A 22578-nucleotide genomic window follows, 5' to 3' on the forward strand; every position below is an offset into this window, starting at 1 on the left:
CTACTGCACTTCGTAACCGACTTCCTCGCTGGCGTGGCAGAGCGCCTTCCAGAACGAGCGGGCAAACGAGCGGAACACATAGATGTCGAACTGATCGGCTCCGGTGCGCTGGATCTGGGCGAAGACGTCGTGATGCATGGTTGAGCGGCCGGCGCCGATCGGGAAGGCTGGCAGCGCGAAGTCGATGGCGAAGAATTTCGCCAGCACCCACTCGGCCTTCGGCCCGGCGATACGGATCGCGGTGCGGCCGTGCGAAAGGTCGGTCACCGTACCGATGGCCGAAGTGACGACATCGGCAAAGGCTGGCGCCAATCCCTCGGCTTCATCGACCACCGTGAACTTTCCCGGCGCAAAGCCGAACACCGACCTGGCGCCGTTCGTCACACCTCCACCGGCGCCGTCGGGCAAAGCCAGGCCGGTGACCGCATGGATGCCGGCCATCAACTTCTTCTCCTCGCCGGGCCAGGCGGCGAGCTGCAGGATCGAACCCGGCCTGGTTTCGGACAAGATGATTTCGACACCGTGCTCGAAATTGCCATGCGAGCCCGGATGCAGCACCGGCTCAAGCGGTGATTGGCGCTCAACCATGCATGCGGCTCCCGTCCGGATCGAAGAAGTGGTTGGAGACGATCTCGACCGGCCCGAACCGGTTACGCAGCGGATCGGAGACATAAGCGCGCGTGCCGCGCCGCGCCTTGCCGCCCTTGACCAGGGCAAGTGCGATATATTTGCCAAGCGCCGGCGAATAGCAGCAAGCGGTGATGTGGCCAAGCGAGCCGTGCGGATTGGCTTCGTCAAGCTCCTCGACGATGTGTGCGCCGCCATTGAGCGGCTGGTTGTCGAGCGCAACAATACCGACGAGTTCCAGGCGGTCGGGTGCGATCAGCCCCTCGCGGTCCATCATCGCCGAGCCGATGAACGGCTTCTTCTTCGACAGCATCCAGTCGAGATGCAGGTCGCGTGCCGTGGTGCGGCCGTCGATCTCGGCGCCGGTGACGTGGCCTTTCTCGATGCGCATGGTGCCCAGCGCCTCCAGCCCGTAGGTCACCAGCCTGAACGGCTGGCCGGCTTCGATCAGCGCCTCCCAGACATGGGTGCCGTAGCCGGCGCCGGAATAGACCTCGAAGGCCATTTCGCCGGAGAAGGACAGCCGGCAGATCATCACCGGCACGCCGGCGATTTCGCCGTGGACAACGCCCATGAAGGGCAGGGCGGCATTGTCGACGGCGGTGCCGCTGACGCACGCGGCCAATATCTGCCTCGCTTTCGGCCCGCCGATGGCGGCACCGGCCCATTGGTCGGTCACCGAGGTGACGTGGACCTTGAGCTCCGGCCAGATCACGTCGAGGAAATACTCCAGATGCTGCATTACCTTGCCGGCATTGGCCGTGGTGGTGGTCATCAGGAAATCCTGCTCGCCGATGCGCCACGTGGTGCCGTCGTCGAAGGCGAGACCGTCTTCGCGCAGCATCAGCCCGTAGCGCGCCTTGCCGACGGCCAGCGTCGAAAACATGTTGGTGTAGACGCGGTCGAGGAATTCCGCCGCCTCGGGGCCTTGCACCGCGATCTTGCCCAGTGTCGAGACGTCGACGATGCCGGCGCTCTCGCGCGTGGCTCTCGCTTCGCGCACATAGGCCTGCTCGATCGTCTCGCCGGGATGGCCGTAGATCATCGGCCGGTACCAGAGGCCGGCGGAATACATGGTGGCGCCGTTGGCGACGTGCCAGTCATGCATTGGCGTCAGCCGCTCGGGCTTCAGATCGCCGAAGCGTTCGGCGGCAAGCGAGCCGATCGACACCGCAGAAAAGGGCGGGCGAAAGCGGGTCGTGCCGACCTCTGGGATCGGCTTGCCGAGCGCCTCGGCCATGATGGCGAGGCCGGGTATGTTGGAGCTCTTGCCCTGGTCGGTCGCCATGCCGAGCGTGGTGTAGCGCTTCAGATGCTCGACGGAGACGAAGCCTTCGCGATGCGCTAGCCGCACGTCGTCGGCCGTCACGTCATGCTGGAAGTCGACGAAGCTCTTTCCTTGGGCCTTGATCTCGAACACCGGCGCCGGATCGGGATCACCAGGTGCTGCCTCGACGGCAGGCAATGCCGCCGGCGTGGCGGTTGCGCCCGCAGCGGAAAGACCGGCGGCGCGGCCTTCGGCGATCGCCTCGGCGGTGGAGAAACTGCCAGTAAAGGCGCCGGCGCCGATCCATTGCCGTGTCGTCGGCTTGGGCGGCAGGAAAGCTTGCAATGCTTCGTTCCATTCCGCTCTGGCGCCTGCCTGGCTGGCCAGATGGATGGTCGGCGACCAGCCGCCCGACATCAGCAGGCAATCCGCGTGGATGCTGCGCGCATCGCCGGAAAGCGCGCCGTTGACCATGTCGAAGCGCTGCACCTTGAAGCCGGAAAGCGCCTTGCCGCCCTCGGTAGCGATCACGGCGTGGCCGGAAAAGATCTCGGCCTCCGCTTCGCCGGCCAGCTTGCGCATTTCGCTCGAAAGCTCTGGGCGCACGTCGACGATGGCGACGACGACGGCACCGGCCTTCTTCAGCCCAAGCGCGGAGCGATAGGCGCTGTCATTGTTGGTGAACAGCGCGATCCTGTCGCCCGGCAGCACGCCATATTCATTGGCATAACGCTCGGCAGCATGCGCCAGCATTACGCCTGGCCGATCGTTACCCGGAAAGACCAGCGGACGCTCCAGGGAGCCGGTGGCCAGCACCACCGACTTGGCGCGGATCGTCCAATAGCGATGACGCGGCTCGCCCTTGCCGGGCGTTTCCTTGTGGTCGGTGACGCGTTCGATCGCGGCAAGCGTGTTGCCGTCATAATAGCCCCAGACCGTGGTGCGCGGCAGCAGGCGGACATTGTCACGGCCTTCAAGCTGGCCGGCGGCGCGCGCTGCCCAGTCGGCGGCCGGCATGCCATCGATCGTCTCGCCCGACCAATTGGCCGAGCCGCCGAAATGCGGCTCGAGCTCGGCCAGGACGACGCGTGCACCCTGATCGGCAGCCGCCCTGGCGGCCATCAGCCCGGCCGGGCCGGAGCCGACCACCAGCACATCGCAAAACGCATTCATACGTTCGTAGCGCGCCGTATCGGGAGCCGTGCCTGCCTTGCCCAGGCCGGCGGCACGGCGGATGAAATGCTCGCAGAACATCCAGAAGCGCGTGCCCTTCAGCGGACCGATCACCGGTCCCATGAAGGTCTTGTAGTAGAAGCCGGCCGACAAAAGCTTGCCGCCGAGCTGGTTCACGGCACTGACGTCCCAGGCAAGCGAGGGGAAGCGGTTCTGGCTGATTGCGGTCAGCCCGTCATAGATCTCGACCATGGTGGCGGGAATGTTCGGCTCGCGAACCTCGCCCCTCAACACGGTCACCAGCGCGTTCGGCTCCTCGACGCCGGCGGTCAGCACGCCGCGCGGGCGGTGATATTTGAACGAACGCCCGAACAGCGAGACGCCGTTGGCCAGCAGCGCCGAAGCCAGCGTGTCGCCGGCGTGGCCGGTATAGGGCGCGCCGTCGAAGGTGAAACGGATGGTCCGCAGCCGGTCGATGCGGCCGCCGGCCTCGGTACGGCGCGGGCTCATGGCTTGTCCTCGGCCCGGTGCCGCGCAACCGACTTGTGGTCGCCGCGCGCGAACGCGGTGCTCGAGATCTCGTGCGTCAGCGTGTTGCGCACGACCCTGAGATGGGCGCGGCAGCCGCCGGAATGCTGCCAGATCTCATTGTGGTCGCCGTCTGGATTAAGCCGGTCGTAGACATAGGCGTTCCAGGCGTCGAGGTTCTGCGAAGCGGGCTGTGGGCGCTGGCGGTTGCCGTCGCCCTGATAGGTGAATTCGATCACGTCGCGCGGGCCGCAATAGGGGCAGGTGATGAGCATGGATCTCTTAAACTTCTCGTTTGACCATGATCTGGTCCGAAAACCGGTTTCCACTTTTCGCTGACGCGGACCTGCGGTTCGGGATCATGGCCTAATGCAGCCTGGGTGTGGCGCCCTGGCCCTTGTCGTCGATCACCAGGCCACGGTAGAAGCGGTCGAGCGTGAAGGCCGCGTTGAGATCGTGCGGCTCATCCTTGGCGATGGTCCAGGCGAAGCACCAGCCGGAAGCCGGCGTCGCCTTGAAGCCGCCATAGCACCAGCCGCAGTTAAGATACATGCCCGGCAGCGGACCGGTGGTGATGATTGGCGAGCCGTCCATCGACATGTCGCAGACGCCGCCCCATGAGCGCAGCATGCGGACACGGGCCAGCCCAGGGAACAGCGCCAGCATCTCGCTCATCACCTCATCGACGATCGGCAGGCTGCCGCGTTGGGCGTAGCTGTTGTAGCCGTCGAGATCGCCGCCATAGACAAGGCCGCCCTTGTCCGATTGCGACATATAGAAATGACCCATGCCGAAGGTCAGGACCCTATCGATGAATGGCTTTAGCGATTCCGTGACGAAGGCCTGCAGCACGTGGCTCTCGATCGGCATTGTCTCGATGCCGGCGAGCCGCATGACCCGCCCGGTGCTGCCGGCAACAGCGACCGCTACCTTCTTGGCGCGGATTTCGCCGCGCGTCGTCGTGACGCCGGTGATGCGGTCGCCGTCGCGCAGGAAGCCGGTAACCTCGCAATTTTCGATGATGTCGACGCCGCGGCGATCTGCGCCGCGCGCATAGCCCCAGGCGACGGCGTCGTGGCGCGCGGTGCCGGCGCGCCGCTGCATCAGGCCACCGACGATCGGGAAACGCGCGGTGGCCGAGACGTCGAGCGCCGGCACCAGGCGCGCGATTTCGGCGGGGGTCATCAGTTCGGCGTCGACGCCGAGATGGCGCATGGCGTTGCCGCGCCGGGCATAGTCGTCGAGCTGGGCAGGTGTGTGGGCGAGGTTCAGGCAGCCGCGCTGCGAGAACATGACGTTGTAGTTGAGGTCATGGGCAAGGTTCTCCCACAGCTTCATCGAATGCTCGTAAAAGCGCGTGTTGGCCGGCAGGAGATAGTTGGAACGGACCGCCGTCGTGTTGCGGCCGACATTGCCAGAGCCGAGCCAGCCCTTCTCCAGCACCGCGACATTGGTGATGCCGTGCTCCTTGGCGAGATAGTAAGCGGTCGACAGGCCATGGCCGCCGCCGCCGATGACGACCACGTCGTAGGACGCCTTCGGGTCGGGCTTGCGCCAGGCCGGCCTCCAGTCCTTGTTTCCGGTCAGCGCGTTCTTGAGAAGCGAAAAGGCCGAATATTCCGCCATTCTTATTGTCATCCATTTCAGACTTGGCGGCAGACTATAGAGCAGGCCACCGATGCAAAGCCAAGATTGCGCCATCGCTTTTCGACTCACCGACTCCGATTGGATTTGGCCGACTTCGATCGGATTTGGCCGACTTCGATTGGCGGGACTTCGAAAAACGAGCCGCCTGGGGTGACTTGCCCCATGATATGAGCCTCTTTATCAAGGACGTGCTTCAAAACTGCCGATGCCGCCCGCGAGTCGCCAGAAAAATCATGTTCTTTCGTTTACTCCGCCTGGTCTTGATTCTTGCGCTTGTTGTCTCGGCGCCGCCGTCGTTCGTTGCTATGGCGCAGGCACTCGGGCAGGGCGCCGCCGGGCTGGTCGCAGACCAGCAGAAGGTCATCCAGAGTCTGACGGCCAAAACCGACGATCTCGAGAAGAAGATACAGCAGGACGGCCAAGACGATGCCACCCTCGTGGAAATCCGTCTGCAATTGGAGGATCTGTCGCGGGCGGCGCTCACCAGCGCGCTAGCGTTCCGCTCGCGTCTCGGCGATATCAACGATCGGATTGAGATGCTGGGACCTCCGCCGGCCGCGGGCCAGCCGGCCGAGCCAGACATCGTAACCGGTGAACGCCAGGCCTTGGCTTCCGAAAAAGCCGAGATCAACGCCGTTATTGCCAGCGCGCAGAACCTGTCGATCCGCATCAGTGGGCTGATCGAGAAGATCGGCAACATGCGCAGCGAGCTGTTCCGCAATGTGCTTACTAAGCGCTACGTGCTGTCCGATGCGCTTAGCCCTGAAGTCTTTTCCGACGCCAACGCTGAGTTTTCCGGCTTCTATAAGGCGGTGTCGTCCTGGCTGAGCTTCGCCTTCAAGTTCAAGTTCCAGGCCATTCTTGCCGCGACTTTGATGGCGCTCGCATTCGCTGCAGTGCTTTTTATCGGCGGCCGACGCCTGTTCGGCCGCGTCTTCGAAGCCGATCCCTCCGTCGAGGATCCCTCCTATCTCAGCCGCCTGTCGGTGGCGTTCTGGTCGACATTGCTGCCGACGCTGGCGGTCGGCGCCTTCCTTGTCTCGACGATCTTCTTCTTCAATTATTACAACGTCTTACGCGGCGATATCGGCATCTTCCTGAATTCGCTGGTTGCCGTTATCGCGGTGGTGTTCTGCGTCAACCGCCTGACCAACGCAGCGCTCGAGCCCCGACTGCCGAACTGGCGTCTGATCCCGGTTGAAACCGGCCCGGCGCGCTGGCTGGTGCGGCTGACGACCGCCATGGCTGTCGTCATCGGCAGCAACAACTTCCTGTCTGTCGTCAACGACAAGATGGGCTCGCCACTGTCGCTGACCATCGCCAGAAGCTTCATCGCCACCATCATCGTCGGCATCATCCTGATCCTTATGGGCCTGCTGAAGCCGTTCAAGGCCCTCGACGGAAGCTGGCGCCCGTGGCCGGCGTGGCTGCGCTACACCGCCGTCGCGCTAGGCCTATTCACCATCGCATCGGCACTGCTCGGCTATATCGGCCTTGCAATTTTCGTCTCGCTGCAGGTCGTGGTCACCGGCACTATCCTGGTCACCGCCTATATCGGCTTCCTGTCGGCGCGCGCGATCGGCGAGGAAGGTGGTTTCGCCAAAACTTCGATCGGGCGCTGGCTAGCGGCCAATTCAAGCTACGAAGAGACCGCCCTCGACCAGCTCGGGCTTGTCGTCAGCGCCGCCATCAACATCATGATTGTGCTGGTGTTCCTGCCGCTGATCCTGTTGATGTGGGGCTTCCAGCCCGGCGACATCCAGGCCTGGGCCTACAAGCTGGCGACCGGCCTCACCATCGGTTCGGTGACGATCTCGGTCACCGGCATTCTCACCGGCGTCGTCGTCTTCATCATCGGCTATTTCCTGACGCGCTGGTTCCAGGGCTGGCTCGACGGCTCGGTAATGGCGCGCGGCCGGGTCGACACCGGCGTGCGCAATTCGATCCGGCTGGCGGTCGGTTATGCCGGCGTCGCAGTTGCGGCACTGGTCGGCATCTCAGCGGCCGGTATCGACCTCTCCAATCTCGCGCTGGTCGCCGGCGCTCTGTCTCTCGGCATCGGTTTCGGCCTGCAGAATGTTGTCTCGAATTTCGTGTCGGGCCTGATCCTGTTGGCCGAGCGACCGTTCAAGGTCGGCGACTGGATCGTCGCCGGCGACATCAGCGGTACGGTCAAGAAGATTAGCGTGCGGGCCACCGAGATCGAGACGTTCCAACGGCAATCGGTGATCCTGCCCAATTCAAACCTGATCAACAATGCGGTCGGCAACTGGACGCACCGCAACAAGCTCGGCCGCATCGACATCAAGGTCGGCGTTGCCTATGGCAGCGAGGTCAAGCACGTGCATGGCGTCCTGTTGGAGATCGCACGCAGCCATCCGCTGGTGCTGAAGAACCCGGAACCCTTTGTGCTGTTTTCCAATTTCGGCCCGGCCGCACTTGAATTCGAGATCCGCGTATTCCTGGCGGATGTTCTTAATGGCAATATCGTCCAGAACGACATCCGCTTTGCCATCTTCGATGTGTTCGCCGACCAGCATATCGAAATTCCGTCGACGCCGCGCGCCGTCGTCGAGACCAAAAAGCACGTGGCGTGGCCGATCGACGACGACAAGATCGAAGTCGAATTCGCCGAGCGGGAACAAGCAAAAGCCCTAGCGGCGGTCGAGGCGAAACGTCTCGCCAAGTCGGGACGCAAGGTGCGGAAGCCGGACCCCGACTAGCTGTCTGGAGCTTGCCTTCAAGCCTTCGGAAACCAATTGCGGCATGAATGCGGCATTCAGTTGCTGTTCAGCTTGCATCTCATATAAGCTCACCTGCAAACGGCGAGAATGCCTTGCGAAATGCAACAGAGGCGGTGGCAACACCGATACTGCAAAATGTGGAAGTCTCTCGTCGCCGCCATCGCTTTTCTGGCCGTGGGCGGTTCGGCTCATGCCGCCAGCGCGGTCAACAAGGACGCCGAGACCCGCACGCTGATCGTGACGGAAGGCGGCGGCAAGACCGAGCTGGCGCTGGCCGCCGGCGAAACCGTGGAATTTTGCCCGAGCGGCTGTTTCGTTACCTTGCCGAATGGCGACCTCGAGGCACTGACCGGTTCGGAAACCATCGAGATCTCGGGCGGCGTCGCGCGCATCAAGTAAGGTCGACGCCATGATTTTTGAAGGCCGGGCAAACGCCCGGCCTTTTGTTTGCTTCCGGTAATCGACGATGAAGGTATGCACTTTTCTTCGAAGCTGCTCTAGCAGCGCCTTCGTACTGAGCAGGGCGAGGGCTAGGTCTAACTGTATTCGACGGGCTGGTGGCGCGGGCTTTTTTGGCGATGTCGCAAACAGGCTGCAAGCGCGCCGCCGCGCCGCCCTATAGTCTGCCGCAGTAGCATCTTGGAGTCGCGGGCAATGGCAGGGTTTCCGGAAAAGGCGAAGGTCGTCATCGTCGGGCTTGGCGGCATCGTCGGCGCATCGGTTGCCCATCACCTGATCGAGCGAGGATGGGACGATATTGTCGGCATCGACAAATCGGGCATCCCGACCGATATCGGCTCGACGGCGCACGCTTCCGACTTCTGCTACACGACCAGCCATGACTTCCTGTCGTGCTGGACGACGCTCTATTCAATCGATTTCTACGAAAAGATGGGTCACTACGCGCGCATCGGCGGCCTCGAGGTCGCCCGCGTCGGCGACGACGCCCGCATGGCGGAGATCAAGCGCAAGATCGCCTCGGCAAAGGCCTTCGGCACACGCGCCCGCCTGATCGATCCCGCCGAGATCAAGGAAAAATTCCCGCTGATCGAAGAGCAGATGGTGCAGGGCGGCCTGTGGGATCCCGATGCCGGCCTGGTCATCCCGCGCTCGCAGACAGTCGCCGGCAAGCTGGTCGACCAGGCGGAAGCTTCCGGCAAACTCAGGGCGTTTGCGAATACGTCGGCGAGGTCGCTCGTCATCGAGAACGGCCGCATCAAGGGCGTGGTGACCGACCGCGGCACGATCGAGGCTGACTATGTCGTGGTCTGCACGGGCATCTGGGGACGGCTGATTGCGGAAATGGCGGGCGAGGACCTGCCGGTCATGCCGATCGACCACCCGCTTACCTTCTTCGGGCCGTACACCGAGTTCGCCGGCACCGGCAAGGAGATCGGCTGGCCGCTGCTGCGCGACCAGGGCAATTCGGCCTACATGCGCGATACCGGCGACCCCAAGACCGCTGAAGGCGGGCAGATCGAATGGGGTTATTACGAAGAGACCAATCCGCGCCTTTGCCATCCGCGCGACATTCTCGAGAAAAATGAGGCGCGGCTTTCGCCGTCGCAACGCGATCTCGACATGGAGCAGATCCTGGCGCCGCTTGAGCGGGCCATGGAACTGACGCCGATCCTGGGCGAGCTGGGCTACAATGAGAGCCACTCCTTCAACGGCCTGCTGCAGGTGACGGCGGACGGCGGCCCCTCGATGGGCGAAAGCCAGAAGGTGAGAGGCCTCTGGTATGCCGTGGCCATCTGGGTCAAGGACGGCCCCGGCATGGGCAAGCTCATCGCCGACTGGATGACGGACGGCCGCACAGCGATCGACCACCACGCCATCGACTATTCGCGCTTCTATCCGCACCAGACGAAAGAGCAGTTCATCTGGGACCGCTGCACCGAAACGGCGATGAAGGTCTACAACCCGGCTGTCCATCCGCGCGAACCCTTCTCCAAGGCCCGCAATGTTCGCCGTTCGCCCTTCTGGGAGCGCGAGAAGGAACTCGGCGGCTATTTCATGGAGCTCGGCGGCTGGGAGCGCGCCCATGGCTACGCCGCCAACGAGCATTTGCTCGAGAAATACGGCAACCGGGTGCCGGTGCGCCAAAACGAATGGGATAACCGCCATTTCTGGCGCGTCTCGAATGCCGAGCATCTGGCCATGAGCGAGGACTGCGGCATCGTCAACCTGTCGCATTTCGCCATGTACGACGTGGAAGGTCCCGATCATGTCGCGCTGATGGAATGGCTGTGCGCGGCAAAGATTGGCGGCGACGGAAATATCGGCAAGGGCATCTATACCCATTTCCTCGACGAGGAAGGCATGGTCCGCGCCGACCTGACCGTCATCCGCATGGCCGACCGCTGCCGCGTCATCGACGGCGCTGATGCCGGGCCGCGCGACTTCCAGTACATGCGCCGGACGGCAGAAGACAAAGGCTTCAACGTTACCGTCACCGACGTGACCGAGAAGTACGTGACCGTCGGCATCTGGGGTCCGAACGCGCGAGCGACATTGAGCAAGTGCGTGGAAAACCCCGACGGGCTGACCCCGGAGAATTTTCCCTTTGCCGCGATCAAGCCCGTCAGGATCGGCGGCAAGGACGTGACCGCCTTCCGCATCTCCTATGTCGGCGAGCAAGGCTGGGAACTGCATATGCGCTACGAGGACGGCCTGGCCGTCTGGGACGCGCTGCGGTCGACCGGCGTGATGGCCTTTGGCGTCGAGACCTATGCCAACAGCCGCCGCATGGAGAAGAGCCTGCGCCTGCAGAACGCGGATCTGTTGACCGAATACAATCTGCTGGAAGCCGACCTTGCCCGCCCGAAGGTCAAGGAGGCCGATTTCTGCGGCAAGGCAAAGCATCTGGAATATCGCGCCCGGGCGCATCAGCCGGCCATGCTTTGCACGCTTATCATGACCGACAATACCGATTCCGACGGCGTTCCCCGCTATCCGGTCGGCACGATGCCGGTGATGGACCCGCAAACCGGTGAGACGCTGGTCGACGAGCTCGGCCGCCGGTCCTTCACGACCTCGGTGGCCTACGGTCCGACCATCGGCAAGAATATCGCGCTCGCCTACCTGCCCTGGGCTTATTGTCAGGAGGGCCGTAAGCTGAGCGTCGAATATTTCTGCGAGAAATACCCGGTCGAAGTGGCTGCCGTCGGTTACAGGCCGCTCTACGACCCGGAGAACCTCAATCCGCGCAGCTGAACTTAGAGACGCGCGCTCGCAAAAACGTGACTGGAACAGCCCGGCTCTCCACCGGGCTTTTCTCTTTGTCGATCGACTATTTTCGCTTACCGTGCGGCATGTCTGGTTTTGCCTGTGCAAGACATCTCGTCTCGGGTGCCGCCGCGCTGGCCTCGGTGCTATGGCCGACGGCGATATCCCGCGCTGCCGAACCCGTTGACATCGAACTGGTGCTGGCAGTCGACGTTTCGCTTTCCATGTCGCCGGACGAGCTCGAAATCCAGCGTCACGGCTATGCGGCGGCACTGACGCATGACGATGTGCTGCAGGCGATCGGGGAAGGCGCTCATGGCAAGATTGCCGTCACCTATGTCGAATGGGCTGGCGCGACCTGGCAGCAGGTCGTCGTTCCGTGGACGGTGATCGCCAATCGTGCCGACGCCGAGCGGCTGGCAGCGCAGCTTTCCGCTCATCCGCCGGCCAGTGCCAGGCGCACCTCGATCTCCGGCGCGCTGGAATTTGCCAGCGATCTCTTTGCCGAAAGCGGCTTCCAGGGCGTCAAGCGGGTGATCGACATTTCGGGTGACGGCCCCAACAACCAGGGCGCACCTGTCGATATCACCCGCGACGCCGTTATCAAGCAGGGCATCACCGTCAACGGCCTGCCGCTGATGACCAGGGGCGGGTTCAGCAGCGCTTACGATGTCAACAATCTCGACCGTTACTACAGCGACTGCGTCATCGGCGGGCCGGGCTCCTTCATGATCCCGGTCAATGACTGGACGCAGTTTCCGGAGGCCATCCGCCGTAAGCTGGTGCTGGAGCTTGCCGGTCCGGCCTCGCCGCAGCGAGCGGCGGAAGAGGCGGCGCACCCGCCATTGGTGCTGGCACAAGACAGCCCCGTCACCGACTGCCTGGTCGGGGAAAAAATGTGGCGTGACCGCAGCTGGATGTACAACAGCCGCTAATGCCGAACTCGCTGTCCGCGATGACATACCGCAGTGCAGCATATGCTTCATTGACAAGCCTGTGGGCGTCTGTGACACAATTCCCCATCCGAACACATAAAAGGGGAACCGACATGAACAGGATCGGAATTCTTGCAGCAAGCTTGACGCTTGCCGTTGGATTGTGCGCGCCGGCGATGGCTGCCACATCGGTCAGCATCGGGATCAGTGGATGGACCGGCTTTGCGCCGCTGACGCTCGCCAAGCAGGCCGGCATCTTCGAAAAGCACGGCCTCGACGTCACCTTGAAAAAGGTGCCGCAAGCCAGCCGGCCGCTCGCCATCGCCAGCGGCGACCTGCAATGCGCCGCCACCACGGTCGAGACGTGGCTGGTCTGGAACGCTAACGGCGTGACGACCAAGCAGATATTCCAGCTCGACAAATCCTACGGCGCCGACGGCATCGTCGCCCGCAACGACATCAAGACCGTCGCCGATCTCAAGGGTAAGTCGGTCGCGTCCTCGGCGCCGGGCACGTCGCCCTATTTCATGCTGGCCTGGGTGCTCAACAAGAACGGGATGTCGACCAAGGACGTGACCGTCGTCAACCTGGAGCCGGACGCGGCGGCGCAGGCGTTTCTCGCCGGCCAGAACGATGCGGCGGTCACCTATGAGCCGTTCATCTCGGCCGTGCGCGAAAAGTCCGACCAGGGCCATATCCTTGTGACCACTCTCGACTATCCGATGGTGCTCGACACGGTCGGCTGCACGCCGGAGTTCCTCAAGGCCAATCCGGATGCGGCCAAGGCGCTTGCCGACAGCTATTTCGAGGCACTCGACCTGATCAAGAGCAATCCCGCGAAATCCTATGAGACGATGGGCGCCGACGTGAAGCAGTCGGCCAAGGAGTTCGAAGAGTCGGCCAAATACCTGAAATGGGCCGACAAGGCTGAAAACAAGCAGTTCTTCACTAAGGAATTCCAGGACTTTTCCAAGACCGCCGGCGAACTTCTGCTGCAGATGGGTTTGATCAAGGAAGCGCCCGACGTCTCGACATTGGCCGACACCAGCGCCGTCGCCGACTAACCGGCAGGATTGTCGCCCGGCGGCGGCGCGTGCGCCGCCGCTTTTTCATTCAGTTCAGAGGACGGTCGAAGATGCCGCGCCCCTTGCATCCGGTCTCGCCGGGCATTCGAACCGTGCTCGGCATCTTGTTCTTCGTGCTGTTCGTGGCGTTCTGGGCGTGGATCACGCTTGGCGGCCACGTCAATCGCATTTTCCTAGCCGATCCGCTGTCGATGGTGAGAGACGGCTGGCGGCTGCTGGTCGAGGACCGCTTCTGGCTCGACATCCTCATCACCATCTGGCGCGTCTTCGGCGGGTTTCTGATGGCGGCCATCGTTGCCGTCCCGCTCGGCATCGTGATGGGCGCCTGGAAGCCCGTGGAGGCGTTCCTGGAACCGTTCGTCTCCTTCGCCCGCTATTTGCCGGCATCGGCCTTCATTCCGCTGCTCATCCTGTGGGCGGGCGTCGGCGAGCTCGAAAAACTGCTGGTGATCTTCGTCGGCTCGGTGTTCCAGATCATCCTGATCATCGCGGTCAAGGTCGGCGGCACACGGCGCGACTTGGTCGAGGCGGCCTATACGCTTGGCTCGTCCGACAACGGCATCGTACGGCGCGTGATCATGCCGGCGAATGCGCCGGAGATTGCCGAGACGCTGCGGCTGGTGCTCGGCTGGGCCTGGACTTACGTCATCGTCGCCGAGCTGATCGGCTCGTCGTCGGGCATCGGCTATATGATCATCAACAGCCAGTCACGGCTGGCGACGGGGCAGATCATCTTCGGCATCATCGTCATCGGCCTGATCGGGCTGCTGTCCGATTTCGCCTTCAAGGCGCTCAACCGCTGGCTGTTTCCGTGGAGTCTGGCGTGAGCAAGCTTCTCATCGAAGGCGTCTCGCGCACCTTCGCCGGTGTCGGCGGCGGGCAGCCGGTCAACGCGCTGATGCCGATCGATCTGGCGGTTGCCGCCAACGACTTCATCACCATCCTGGGGCCATCCGGCTGTGGAAAGTCGACGCTGCTCAGGATCGTCGCCGGCCTCGAAGCGCCGAGTGGGGGACGTGTTCTGCTCGATGGCAGGGTGGTGGACCGGCCGGGCCCGGACCGTGGCATGGTTTTCCAGTCGTACACGCTGTTCCCGTGGCTGACGGTCGCCGACAACATCGCCTTCGGCCTGCGCGAGCGCGGAATGGCAGAGCGCGAGCGCAGCGACATCGTCGCGTCCTACGTCGATCTCGTCGGTCTGAGAGGTTTTGAAAACCATTGGCCGAAGCAGCTTTCCGGCGGCATGCAGCAGCGCACCGCGATTGCCCGGGCACTGGCCAACGATCCGGAGATCCTGCTGCTCGACGAGCCGTTCGGCGCACTCGACAACCAGACCCGCGGGCTGATGCAGGAACTGCTTCTCGGCATCTGGGAGCGCCGGCAAAAGACGGTGCTGTTCGTCACCCACGACATAGAGGAGGCGATCTTCATGGCGTCGCGCGTCGTGGTGATGACGGCACGGCCGGGCCGCATCAAATCGGACGTTGCCGTCGACCTGCCGCATCCGCGCCACTATACGCTGAAGACCAGCCCGGAGTTTTCGGCCCTGAAGGCGCGGCTGACGGAAGACATCCGCGTCGAGGCGATGCGCACGGCGCAGACATAGTCGGGTCAGCAAGGCGCCTGAACGGCTCAGAGACTTCGTAAGTCCTTGATAAGCACGTAAAGATGCAGCGGGTCCGTCGGCGATTGCGCGAATCCGTAGCGCTCGTAAAACGTGCGGGCGCCGTCGTTCTTGGCGTGGACGACGACCGCGCGGATACCTGCAATATCGGCCGCCTGCAAACTGCGCAGGACGGCATCGCGCAACAGTCCGCCGCCGACGCCTTTGCCTTGCCAGTCCAAACTAACCGCAAGACGCGCCAGCAGCATTACAGGCACCGGATGGCGTGCGAGACCTTTCATCAATCGCTCGGGCGCACCCTCATATGCGACTTCACCAACGACCAGGGTGTAAAAGCCGATCACGTCTTCGCCAGAGAGACCGATGTAGGTTTGCGAAGCATTGGCTTGCTGGTTTTGGAATGCATAGCGGACGAGAAATCGATTGAGCGGTTCTTCACCGCAGTCGAACATGTCCACCACATGCTTGCGGGCCAGTTTCTCGATCTGGAATTCGTTCACGCCGGATCGCGACCGGAAAAGATGCTTGGTTCGTTCAATAGGCGTTTGAGGCGGGGGAGATCACGCGTTGGCGCGTCGAGCGCTGCAATAAACGCGACCCATTTTTCGGCGTCGAGATGGAAGCTGCGCCGGTCGGCTAATGTTTCTTCGGCTCGCGCAAGCGCGCTTTCAAGCACGAAATCGCTGAGCGAACGGCGTTCAGTCGCGGCGGCGCTTGCGAGCGTACGCTTTGCCTGGGGGGTAAGGCGCAAGTCCAGTTTTTCCGATCTGGTGGTTCTGGTCGTCATTGGTACCTCTCGATCGAAGGATACCCATTTCGCCAGACAATGTCATGACAATTTTTGGCTGCGCCCACGAACGTGCCGGATCAAGCCGCCAGAAGCTGCTTGCGGTCGACGCGTTCTTGTTGCGGCGAGCGGGCGTACAACTCGCGATAGCATTTGGAGAAATGCGAGGCGGAAACAAAGCCGCAGGCGACCGCCACTTCGACCACCGGCAACGACGACTGGATCAGCAGGTGCCGGGCGCGGTCGAGGCGGATCTCCAGATAGTAACGGGCAGGGGAGCGCCCCATCTCGGTGCGGAACAGGCGCTCGATCTGCCGGCGCGACAGGTCGACATGGTCAGCGATCTCGATCAGCGAGAGCGGCTCGGAGAGATTGGCCTCCATCAGTTCGATAATGGTCAGAACCTTGGAATTCTGCACGCCAAGGCGGGCGCGCAGCGGCAGGCGCTGGCGGTCGGTCGGGCTGCGCACGCGATCGGTCAGCACCTGCTCGCAGACGCGGTTGACGAGGCTCTCGTCGAAATCGTCGCCGATCAGTTTCAGCATCATGTCGAGCGCGGCGGTGCCGCCGGCGCAGGTGTAGATGTTCTGGTCGATCTCGAAGAGGTCGGCGAAGACATTGGCCTTGGGGAACGCCTCGGAAAAGCCCGGCAGGTTCTCCCAATGGATGGCGCAGCGCTTGTTGGACAGCAGGCCGGCGGCGGCCAGGATATGCGCGCCGGTGCACAGGCCGCCGACGGCAACGCCGCGATTGTACTCCTCGCGCAACCAGGCAAAGGCCGATTTGTTCTGGTAGCGCTCGACATTGATGCCGCTGCAAACGATGGCCATGTTCGGCCGGTCCGGTCCGGACATTTTCTTGCGCTCTTCCTCCAGCGAGGTGTTGACGGCGCATTCGACGCCGTTCGAGGCCCGAACCGGCTTGCCGTCGATGCTGGCGAGCCGCCAGCGATAGGCTTCATAGCCGAGCATGCGGTTGGCCGAACGCAACGGATCGAGCGCCGTCGCGAAGGCGATCATGGTGAAATCGGGGACCAGGAAGAATACGAACGATCGCCGGATCGGGTGCTTTACGACGTTCACGGGTAGATCCTCACGCTGCAATGGCGCGAACAGGATGTCGCGATTAGCATAGCGACATCAGGAAAAACGTTTCCTGTCAATTGGCTAGATGGCAACGGAGAGACTTTATTTGCGACACGGGTCGCAAATGGGCAATCGCTATGCGGCGAAGGACACGACATGCCACCGGATTGACCAAACGAGCCTACGCAGTCTGCGCACGAAAACGCCGCCTCGGCAAAGCCGAAGCGGCGCTGGATCGACCTCGAAGCAGCGCGAGGCTGCTTCTACCAGGATCGCTGTCTCAGGCGACAAAGCCGAGGCGCGCGGCAGCCATGGCGCCGGTCTGACCAGGCATGGTGTTGGCCAGACGCTGGCGCTCGAGCGCGGTCGTCAGGTTCATTTCGCGGCGGGCAAAGAGGCGGGCAAAAAGCTTCATGATCATCTCCATTCGGTTGCTCAGACGGGTCGCCTTCGCTTGATGGAGTGGGGCAGCTCGTTTGTTGATGATGATATAGGCTTACGTGAGGGGAAACTAAATCGCAAAAGCGAAGCACTTGATATGAAAAGCGACACGGAATGCGACAAATTTGGGCATTCTGCCCAGGATTTTGGATTATTTACAATGTGTTGATTGCCAATGCGGGCTGCTATGCGACTTGCTCATATGCGGCATGCGACGGCGACATGGCTCGGGAAAATCATTGGAATACAAACAAAAAGGCCTGCCGGGCTGATCTGCGCGGCAGGCCTTCAGCTGTTGATACACACGGTTTACTTTGCTCCAGCCCAAGATCCCACACCATGGCGAGTGCCGGCCTTGGCATCGGCAGCGTCGGGCCAGCCGATATCCTTCTGCAGTTCAATCGGCAGCGCGCGGATGGCGCGTTCCGTCTGGTAGCGGGCGCGGGCCTCGCTGAACTCGGTCGCGATCCGACCGATGGATGACAGGATAGACATCTCATTCTCCTTCGCGTTGGGCCGGGTTGTCCCGGCGCTTGCAGCGTCAGGCGGTACACCGGGTTTGTTTCAGCTTCATTTCGTGTCGATTGCAGGTCCGTGTCATGGTTGTTTCAGGACCACTTCCATGCGTCTTGCCTTCGATGGAGTTGACTATCCTCCCAAACTGATGTTCAATCAAACGAAATGGAATGATGGTTTGCATCAGAAAAATTGAAGGTCGCTTGCCATGAACGCCCCACTCAATCATCCGCTGCCACTGCTCGATCTCGACGTTCTGCGCACTTTCGTTGCAATCGCCGAGACCGGCAGCTTCACCACTGCGGCCAATGCGGTCTTCCGCACGCCGTCGGCCGTCTCCATGCAGATCAAGAAGCTGGAGGATATTCTCGGCCGCTCGGTGTTCGCGCGCGATGCCCGTTCGGTGACGCTGACCACCGATGGCGAGATGCTGCTCGGCTATGCGCGCCGGCTGCTGTCGATCAATCGCGAGGTGGTGTCGAAGTTCATCATTCCAGACATTGTCGGGGTGGTGCGGCTCGGCTCGCCGGACGATTATGGCGAACGTGTGCTGCCGCATGTGCTGAAGCGGTTCGCACAATCGCATCCATCGATCGCCGTCGACGTCACCATCGACCAGAGTGTCAATCTGCGCCGGCGCATGGACGATCGGGCACTCGACATCACGCTGCTCACCAACTCCTACAAGACCAGCGCGATCGGTGCCGAAGTGCTGCTCACAGAGCCGATCGTCTGGGCCGGTGCCAAGGGCGGTTGCGCGCATCTGCGCGAGCCGCTGCCGGTCTCCTTGTGGGAAGAGGGCTGTGCCTGGCGGGCAGGGGCATTGGAGGCGCTTGGCCGCGAGGGCCGTAACTACCGCATCGCCTATATGAGCGCACACACGGCCGGCCAGCGCGCCGCGATCATGGCGGATCTTGCAGTCGCGCCGCTTCCGAAATCATTCCTCGGCAGCGACATGGTCGAGTTGTGCCCGAAGGACGGCATGCCTGACATCGGCACCTACAATCTCGCCATGGTGGTGACGCCGGACGCCAGTGCTCCGGTGAAGGCAGTAGCCGACCATATCCGCGCGACGTTTGAGATGTTCAGGGAAACTGGGAAGTTCTGACCCAAACTACGACCTGAGCGGCGCAACCAGATCGCGAGGGGTTCCGTCGCGGTCTGTCCTCTGCAGCGACAACTCTCCTGCCTTGGCATGGTAACTGCCAGTTTCGTTGGTCAAGAAGGCCACTATACTGTCCCGCGCGCGTCGCGCCTCCGGCATGTCGATCAACGGCCAGACATGGAACATGCCTTGTTCGTGGACGACCTCAATTTCGACGCCGGCCGCGCGCGCCTTTTCCGCGAAGATCAGATTGTCGGGGGTGAGCAGATCACGTGAACCGGTCAGCAGCAGCGTTTTGGGCAGCACCGACAAGTCGCCGTAAACCGGGCTGATGCGCCAGTCGGTGGGATCTATGCCGGCGCTGTAAAGCCGGATCGCCTCGCGGCCGCCGGCAATGCCCAGCCACGGATCGTTGCGTTCAGCCTCATACATTTCTGGGTTGGCGAGCGACACGTCGAGGCCGGGCGAAATCAGCACGTGGCGTGATGGCAAGGGCAGGCCGTCTTGCGCAGCCATCATGGTCAGCACGACGGCCATGTTTCCGCCGGCGGAATCGCCCATGAAGACGATATCATTTGCCCTGGTTTCGCCGAACATCTGGCGGTAGACGGCGCCGACCATGCCGAACATGGCGTGAAAATCGTGTTCGGGAGCAATGGGATAGATCGGCACGGTAATACCGAACCCGAGACGGTCGGCCATGTCGGCGATCAGCCGCCAATGATAGGGTGTGATTTCAAAGACGTAAGCGCCGCCGTGCAGGTAGAGAATCCGCCTCCGCTCACCAGCCTGGGGAGCGATCTCGTAGACGGGAAAGCCGTTGATCGTGCGGGTTGTGATCTCCAGGTGCGACCGCAGCGACGCAGGCGGCTGATGGTTTTCCGTCCTGCGCGCATAGGCGATCCAGCGCTGCAGGTTCTCCGGGCTGGAAAACGCCTTCTTGCGACTGTACCTGAGGACGAACGACACGACGTGGCTTTTGAGACTGGGCATGCAGATACACGGACTTCGGCTGAGCCGACTAAGAGAACCCCCGACTATTTCGAAGATTGTGTCGCCACCAAAAAAGTCAAGATTGATGCAATCTCAACACGGTGGTTTGATCCCAGCTGTCGACAAAGCGTCCGGCCATGAAGTCTCTGGCCTATTGGCGCAGCTCAACGCCGGGGCAGTAATGCGGCGCGCAGCCAATTGCTGGGTGCAGCCGGAGCCGCATTGCGGCCCCGGCGAATACCGAGCAGCTTGCATTTGCCGATGAATTTCATCCGCGCTGCATGCCCCATCCGACCGAAAGCGGCGACACCGGCCAGCCAATGTCCTTCTGGATCTCAGGCGGCAAGCTGTTCAGGATGCGCAGCGACTTTCGCGCTTCGCGTGTTTTCTTGAAGGCCGCACCATAGCGGCCGAGGCTTTCGAACATCGACATCGTGATCTCCTTGGAGCGTTGCGGTGGCCGAAAATTGTTTCCGCCTGCCGTTCGATACCGGTTAAATGCTCCGCCTATGTATCTGGCGGATTTCACGAAAACGCGATTTCGTTTCCAGATCGGTGCGATCTGGAAACATTTGCATACAAATGAAAATGGAAGGTCTGACAGCCTAGCGGAGGCGAGTCATCCCCGCCCGCGCCGCGCGGCGTGGCCTTCGCGCGAACGCCGCCGCGGGGCAGCGTCGCCGGCAATGCCGTCCTCGCTGACCGTCTTGCGGGGTGGCAGTTTCACCGCCGCCGACAGCTTGGGAAACGGATCGATCTTGTTCGGGAGCGCCATGGCATAAACGAAATGTTCCTGGAATTTCGGCTCCAGCGCCGTCTCGATCTTCTCGATCTTGCTAACGGTTTCCTCGATCTCGCGGCGATAGCCACGGTTCAAGAGCGCCATGCGGGCGCCGGCGCCGGCCGCATTGCCAACGGCCGAGACCTTGTCGAGGTCGCAATCCGGGATCAGGCCCAGCACCATTGCGTATTTCGGGTCGATGAACGAGCCGAATGCGCCGGCGAAGTGGATGCGATCGACGTGATCGGTGTGCTGCTTTTCCATCAAAAGCTTGGTGCCGGCATAAAGGGCGGCCTTGGCAAGCTGGATAGCGCGCACATCGGTCTGGGTGATGGTGATCTTGGGCTCGCCTTCCTTCAGCACATAGGAGAAGGTGCGGCCATTGGCGACGACGCGAGACGAGTTGGCGCTCAGCGATCCATCGACGACGCCGTCCTCGGAGATGATGCCGGCGAGATACATCTCGGCGACCACCTCGATGATGCCGGAGCCGCAAATGCCGGTGACGCCGGTCGCCTGCACGCTGTCGAGGAAGCCCGGCTCGTCGGACCAGAGTTCCGAGCCGATGACGCGGTATTTCGGCTCAAGCGTTTCGGGATCGATACGGACGCGCTCGATGGCACCCGGTGCGGCACGCTGGCCACCGGAGATTTCCGCACCTTCAAAGGCCGGGCCAGTTGGCGAGGAGGCCGCCATGACCCGCTGGCGATTGCCGAGCACGATCTCGGCATTGGTGCCGACATCGACGATCAGCATCATCTCGTCCTGGCGGTGCGGGCCTTCCGACAGCGTCACCGCGGCAGCGTCCGCGCCGACATGGCCGGCAATGCAAGGCAGCATATAAAGCCTGGCGCCCTGGTTGAGCTTCAAGCCGATATCCGATGCTTTGATGTGCACGGCGCCGGAGATGGCTAGCGCGAAGGGGGCGCCGCCGAGCTCGGTCGGATCGATGCCGAGGAACAGATGATGCATGATCGGATTACCGACGAAGACGGAATCCAGGATGTCATTGCGCTGGACGTTGCCTTCGGTGCAGACCTTGTCCACAAGCCCCGAAATGGCCTCGCGCACGGCGACCGTCATGCCTTCGCGGCCGTCCGGGTTCATCATTACGTACGAGACACGGCTCATCAGGTCCTCGCCGAAGCGGATCTGCGGATTGGATGTGCCCGACGAGGCGGCGACGCGGCCCGACAGCAACGACACCAGATGCATGGCGATGGTGGTCGAGCCGATATCGCAGGCAAGCCCGTACGCCTCGTTCTTGAGGCCGGGCCACAAAGCGATGACCCGCGCGGTCTCGCTGTCGGTGTCCTTGTGGATGGCGGCGGTCGCGGTCCAGTTGCCCTTGCGCAAAATGCCTTGCACCTGCGGCAACAGATGGAAATCGAAATCGAGGCTCTTGAGGCCCCAGTCCTTCATCAGCGCGATCTTCAGGCGGTCGAGGTCGCCGAGCGGCTTGTGCATGTCGGGTTCTTCGATCTCGACATAGCACATGCGGATTGCCGCATCGCGGGCGATGACCCTGGTGTCGGCGTCCTTGCGGATGGTCTGCGCGTTGATGACGGTGTCCTGCGGCACGTCGACGACGAGATCGCCGAGAATCTGCGCCGAGCAGGACAGGCGGCGCCGCTCGGGCAGCCCACGCACGCGCTCGTAGCGCTCTTCCTTGGCGCCCTTGGGCGAGATGTGGTCGTTGGAGGAAACGATCTTGTGCTTGGCGAAATTGCCTTCCTGCACCTCGATCTGGCAACGCCCGCAAGTGGCACGCCCGCCGCACACGCTCTCGACATAGACACCGAGCTGGCGCGCGGCATCCAGAACCGGCGTGCCGACCGGAAACCGTCCGCGCTTGCCGGACGGCATGAACAGCACGAGCGGATCGGTGATGTTGACGGGAGAGTTCATACGTTCCAGACTTTACTTTCTACGCTGCTCGGGTCTTGGCCACGGCAGCGATGCCGCTGTGTTTCGGTTCCTCCCCAGTCCTAAGCCCATATTGTGTCGGCCAA

Annotated in this window: 20 protein-coding genes; 8 read left to right on the top strand and 12 right to left on the bottom strand. The window is 62.4% G+C overall.

Annotation, left to right across the window (positions count from 1 at the left end; genetic code table 11):
- From NKH21_RS12545 to NKH21_RS12560, 4 genes are all read right to left on the bottom strand, one after another.
- The gene (locus NKH21_RS12545; protein ID WP_352865248.1) at positions 1 to 588 is read right to left on the bottom strand and encodes a sarcosine oxidase subunit gamma; all 588 of its coding nucleotides are present in this window, start codon (positions 586 to 588) and stop codon (positions 1 to 3) included.
- The gene (locus NKH21_RS12550; RefSeq protein ID WP_352865251.1) at positions 581 to 3577 is read right to left on the bottom strand and encodes a sarcosine oxidase subunit alpha; all 2997 of its coding nucleotides are present in this window, start codon (positions 3575 to 3577) and stop codon (positions 581 to 583) included. Before NKH21_RS12550 ends, NKH21_RS12545 begins: the two co-directional genes overlap by 8 nt.
- Positions 3574 to 3870 carry a sarcosine oxidase subunit delta gene (locus NKH21_RS12555; RefSeq protein ID WP_352865255.1) on the bottom strand — a complete coding sequence of 99 codons (297 nt, stop codon included), beginning with the start codon at positions 3868 to 3870 and terminating at the stop codon, positions 3574 to 3576. The genes NKH21_RS12550 and NKH21_RS12555 overlap by 4 nt, the downstream gene beginning before the upstream one ends.
- Before the next feature lie 91 nt (positions 3871 to 3961).
- Complete coding sequence (locus NKH21_RS12560) at positions 3962 to 5221, bottom strand: sarcosine oxidase subunit beta (RefSeq protein WP_352865258.1); 1260 nt, start codon at positions 5219 to 5221, stop codon at positions 3962 to 3964.
- Between the two features lie 254 nt (positions 5222 to 5475).
- Here NKH21_RS12560 and NKH21_RS12565 point away from each other — a divergent pair, with 254 nt between their 5' ends.
- The 7 genes from NKH21_RS12565 (at position 5476) to NKH21_RS12595 (ending at position 14840) form a co-directional block, all read left to right on the top strand.
- On the top strand, positions 5476 to 7965 hold the full coding sequence (locus NKH21_RS12565) for a mechanosensitive ion channel family protein (protein WP_352865261.1): 2490 nt from the start codon (positions 5476 to 5478) through the stop codon (positions 7963 to 7965).
- A gap of 156 nt (positions 7966 to 8121) precedes the next feature.
- On the top strand, positions 8122 to 8385 hold the full coding sequence (locus NKH21_RS12570; protein ID WP_023676533.1) for a hypothetical protein: 264 nt from the start codon (positions 8122 to 8124) through the stop codon (positions 8383 to 8385).
- A 255-nt stretch (positions 8386 to 8640) separates the two neighbouring features.
- On the top strand, positions 8641 to 11202 hold the full coding sequence (locus NKH21_RS12575; protein WP_352865263.1) for a GcvT family protein: 2562 nt from the start codon (positions 8641 to 8643) through the stop codon (positions 11200 to 11202).
- A 98-nt stretch (positions 11203 to 11300) separates the two neighbouring features.
- Positions 11301 to 12149, top strand: a complete 849-nt coding sequence (locus tag NKH21_RS12580; protein WP_352865265.1) for a DUF1194 domain-containing protein — start codon at positions 11301 to 11303, stop codon at positions 12147 to 12149.
- A 113-nt stretch (positions 12150 to 12262) separates the two neighbouring features.
- Positions 12263 to 13213 carry an ABC transporter substrate-binding protein gene (locus NKH21_RS12585; protein WP_352865268.1) on the top strand — a complete coding sequence of 317 codons (951 nt, stop codon included), beginning with the start codon at positions 12263 to 12265 and terminating at the stop codon, positions 13211 to 13213.
- 71 nt (positions 13214 to 13284) lie between these two features.
- Positions 13285 to 14061: an ABC transporter permease gene (locus tag NKH21_RS12590; protein ID WP_352865270.1), complete on the top strand. Its 777-nt coding sequence runs from the start codon at positions 13285 to 13287 to the stop codon at positions 14059 to 14061.
- Positions 14058 to 14840: an ABC transporter ATP-binding protein gene (locus tag NKH21_RS12595; RefSeq protein WP_352865272.1), complete on the top strand. Its 783-nt coding sequence runs from the start codon at positions 14058 to 14060 to the stop codon at positions 14838 to 14840. The genes NKH21_RS12590 and NKH21_RS12595 overlap by 4 nt, the downstream gene beginning before the upstream one ends.
- A 26-nt stretch (positions 14841 to 14866) precedes the next feature.
- On the opposite strand, the gene NKH21_RS12600 is transcribed toward NKH21_RS12595, so the two are convergent.
- From NKH21_RS12600 to NKH21_RS12620, 5 genes are all read right to left on the bottom strand, one after another.
- Positions 14867 to 15358: a GNAT family N-acetyltransferase gene (locus NKH21_RS12600; protein WP_352865274.1), complete on the bottom strand. Its 492-nt coding sequence runs from the start codon at positions 15356 to 15358 to the stop codon at positions 14867 to 14869.
- Complete coding sequence (locus NKH21_RS12605; protein WP_352865276.1) at positions 15355 to 15645, bottom strand: type II toxin-antitoxin system TacA family antitoxin; 291 nt, start codon at positions 15643 to 15645, stop codon at positions 15355 to 15357. The genes NKH21_RS12600 and NKH21_RS12605 overlap by 4 nt, the downstream gene beginning before the upstream one ends.
- Before the next feature lie 80 nt (positions 15646 to 15725).
- The gene (locus NKH21_RS12610; protein ID WP_302895626.1) at positions 15726 to 16664 is read right to left on the bottom strand and encodes a GlxA family transcriptional regulator; all 939 of its coding nucleotides are present in this window, start codon (positions 16662 to 16664) and stop codon (positions 15726 to 15728) included.
- Between the two features lie 346 nt (positions 16665 to 17010).
- A complete protein-coding gene (locus tag NKH21_RS12615) occupies positions 17011 to 17145 on the bottom strand; it encodes a hypothetical protein (RefSeq protein WP_013894968.1) in 135 nt (44 codons plus the stop codon).
- 335 nt (positions 17146 to 17480) lie between these two features.
- Positions 17481 to 17666 (bottom strand): hypothetical protein, encoded by a 186-nt coding sequence (locus NKH21_RS12620; protein ID WP_352719709.1) that lies wholly within the window; start codon positions 17664 to 17666, stop codon positions 17481 to 17483.
- A 229-nt stretch (positions 17667 to 17895) separates the two neighbouring features.
- On the opposite strand from NKH21_RS12620, the gene NKH21_RS12625 reads away from it, so the two are divergent.
- Positions 17896 to 18795 carry a LysR substrate-binding domain-containing protein gene (locus NKH21_RS12625; RefSeq protein ID WP_023676521.1) on the top strand — a complete coding sequence of 300 codons (900 nt, stop codon included), beginning with the start codon at positions 17896 to 17898 and terminating at the stop codon, positions 18793 to 18795.
- Between the two features lie 6 nt (positions 18796 to 18801).
- On the opposite strand, the gene NKH21_RS12630 is transcribed toward NKH21_RS12625, so the two are convergent.
- From NKH21_RS12630 to NKH21_RS12640, 3 genes are all read right to left on the bottom strand, one after another.
- Entirely contained in the window at positions 18802 to 19785 is a 984-nt protein-coding gene (locus tag NKH21_RS12630; protein WP_352865280.1) for an alpha/beta hydrolase, read from the bottom strand.
- 268 nt (positions 19786 to 20053) lie between these two features.
- A complete protein-coding gene (locus NKH21_RS12635) occupies positions 20054 to 20218 on the bottom strand; it encodes a hypothetical protein (protein WP_352865282.1) in 165 nt (54 codons plus the stop codon).
- Between the two features lie 186 nt (positions 20219 to 20404).
- On the bottom strand, positions 20405 to 22474 hold the full coding sequence (locus NKH21_RS12640; RefSeq protein ID WP_352865284.1) for an ASKHA domain-containing protein: 2070 nt from the start codon (positions 22472 to 22474) through the stop codon (positions 20405 to 20407).
- Positions 22475 to 22578 lie beyond the last annotated feature (104 nt).

This window comes from Mesorhizobium sp. M1329 (assembly GCF_040318035.1).
Lineage (GTDB): Bacteria > Pseudomonadota > Alphaproteobacteria > Rhizobiales > Rhizobiaceae > Mesorhizobium.

What these genes read in the sequence shown, in the direction of transcription:
- NKH21_RS12545 (WP_352865248.1), bottom strand. Translation starts at nt 588, where the DNA reads ATGGTTGAGCGCCAATCACCGCTTGAGCCGGTGCTGCATCCGGGCTCG.
- NKH21_RS12550 (WP_352865251.1), bottom strand. Translation starts at nt 3,577, where the DNA reads ATGAGCCCGCGCCGTACCGAGGCCGGCGGCCGCATCGACCGGCTGCGG.
- NKH21_RS12555 (WP_352865255.1), bottom strand. Translation starts at nt 3,870, where the DNA reads ATGCTCATCACCTGCCCCTATTGCGGCCCGCGCGACGTGATCGAATTC.
- NKH21_RS12560 (WP_352865258.1), bottom strand. Translation starts at nt 5,221, where the DNA reads ATGGCGGAATATTCGGCCTTTTCGCTTCTCAAGAACGCGCTGACCGGA.
- NKH21_RS12565 (WP_352865261.1), top strand. Translation starts at nt 5,476, where the DNA reads ATGTTCTTTCGTTTACTCCGCCTGGTCTTGATTCTTGCGCTTGTTGTC.
- NKH21_RS12570 (WP_023676533.1), top strand. Translation starts at nt 8,122, where the DNA reads ATGTGGAAGTCTCTCGTCGCCGCCATCGCTTTTCTGGCCGTGGGCGGT.
- NKH21_RS12575 (WP_352865263.1), top strand. Translation starts at nt 8,641, where the DNA reads ATGGCAGGGTTTCCGGAAAAGGCGAAGGTCGTCATCGTCGGGCTTGGC.
- NKH21_RS12580 (WP_352865265.1), top strand. Translation starts at nt 11,301, where the DNA reads ATGTCTGGTTTTGCCTGTGCAAGACATCTCGTCTCGGGTGCCGCCGCG.
- NKH21_RS12585 (WP_352865268.1), top strand. Translation starts at nt 12,263, where the DNA reads ATGAACAGGATCGGAATTCTTGCAGCAAGCTTGACGCTTGCCGTTGGA.
- NKH21_RS12590 (WP_352865270.1), top strand. Translation starts at nt 13,285, where the DNA reads ATGCCGCGCCCCTTGCATCCGGTCTCGCCGGGCATTCGAACCGTGCTC.
- NKH21_RS12605 (WP_352865276.1), bottom strand. Translation starts at nt 15,645, where the DNA reads ATGACGACCAGAACCACCAGATCGGAAAAACTGGACTTGCGCCTTACC.
- NKH21_RS12610 (WP_302895626.1), bottom strand. Translation starts at nt 16,664, where the DNA reads ATGATCGCCTTCGCGACGGCGCTCGATCCGTTGCGTTCGGCCAACCGC.
- NKH21_RS12615 (WP_013894968.1), bottom strand. Translation starts at nt 17,145, where the DNA reads ATGAAGCTTTTTGCCCGCCTCTTTGCCCGCCGCGAAATGAACCTGACG.
- NKH21_RS12620 (WP_352719709.1), bottom strand. Translation starts at nt 17,666, where the DNA reads ATGTCTATCCTGTCATCCATCGGTCGGATCGCGACCGAGTTCAGCGAG.
- NKH21_RS12625 (WP_023676521.1), top strand. Translation starts at nt 17,896, where the DNA reads ATGAACGCCCCACTCAATCATCCGCTGCCACTGCTCGATCTCGACGTT.
- NKH21_RS12630 (WP_352865280.1), bottom strand. Translation starts at nt 19,785, where the DNA reads ATGCCCAGTCTCAAAAGCCACGTCGTGTCGTTCGTCCTCAGGTACAGT.
- NKH21_RS12635 (WP_352865282.1), bottom strand. Translation starts at nt 20,218, where the DNA reads ATGTCGATGTTCGAAAGCCTCGGCCGCTATGGTGCGGCCTTCAAGAAA.
- NKH21_RS12640 (WP_352865284.1), bottom strand. Translation starts at nt 22,474, where the DNA reads ATGAACTCTCCCGTCAACATCACCGATCCGCTCGTGCTGTTCATGCCG.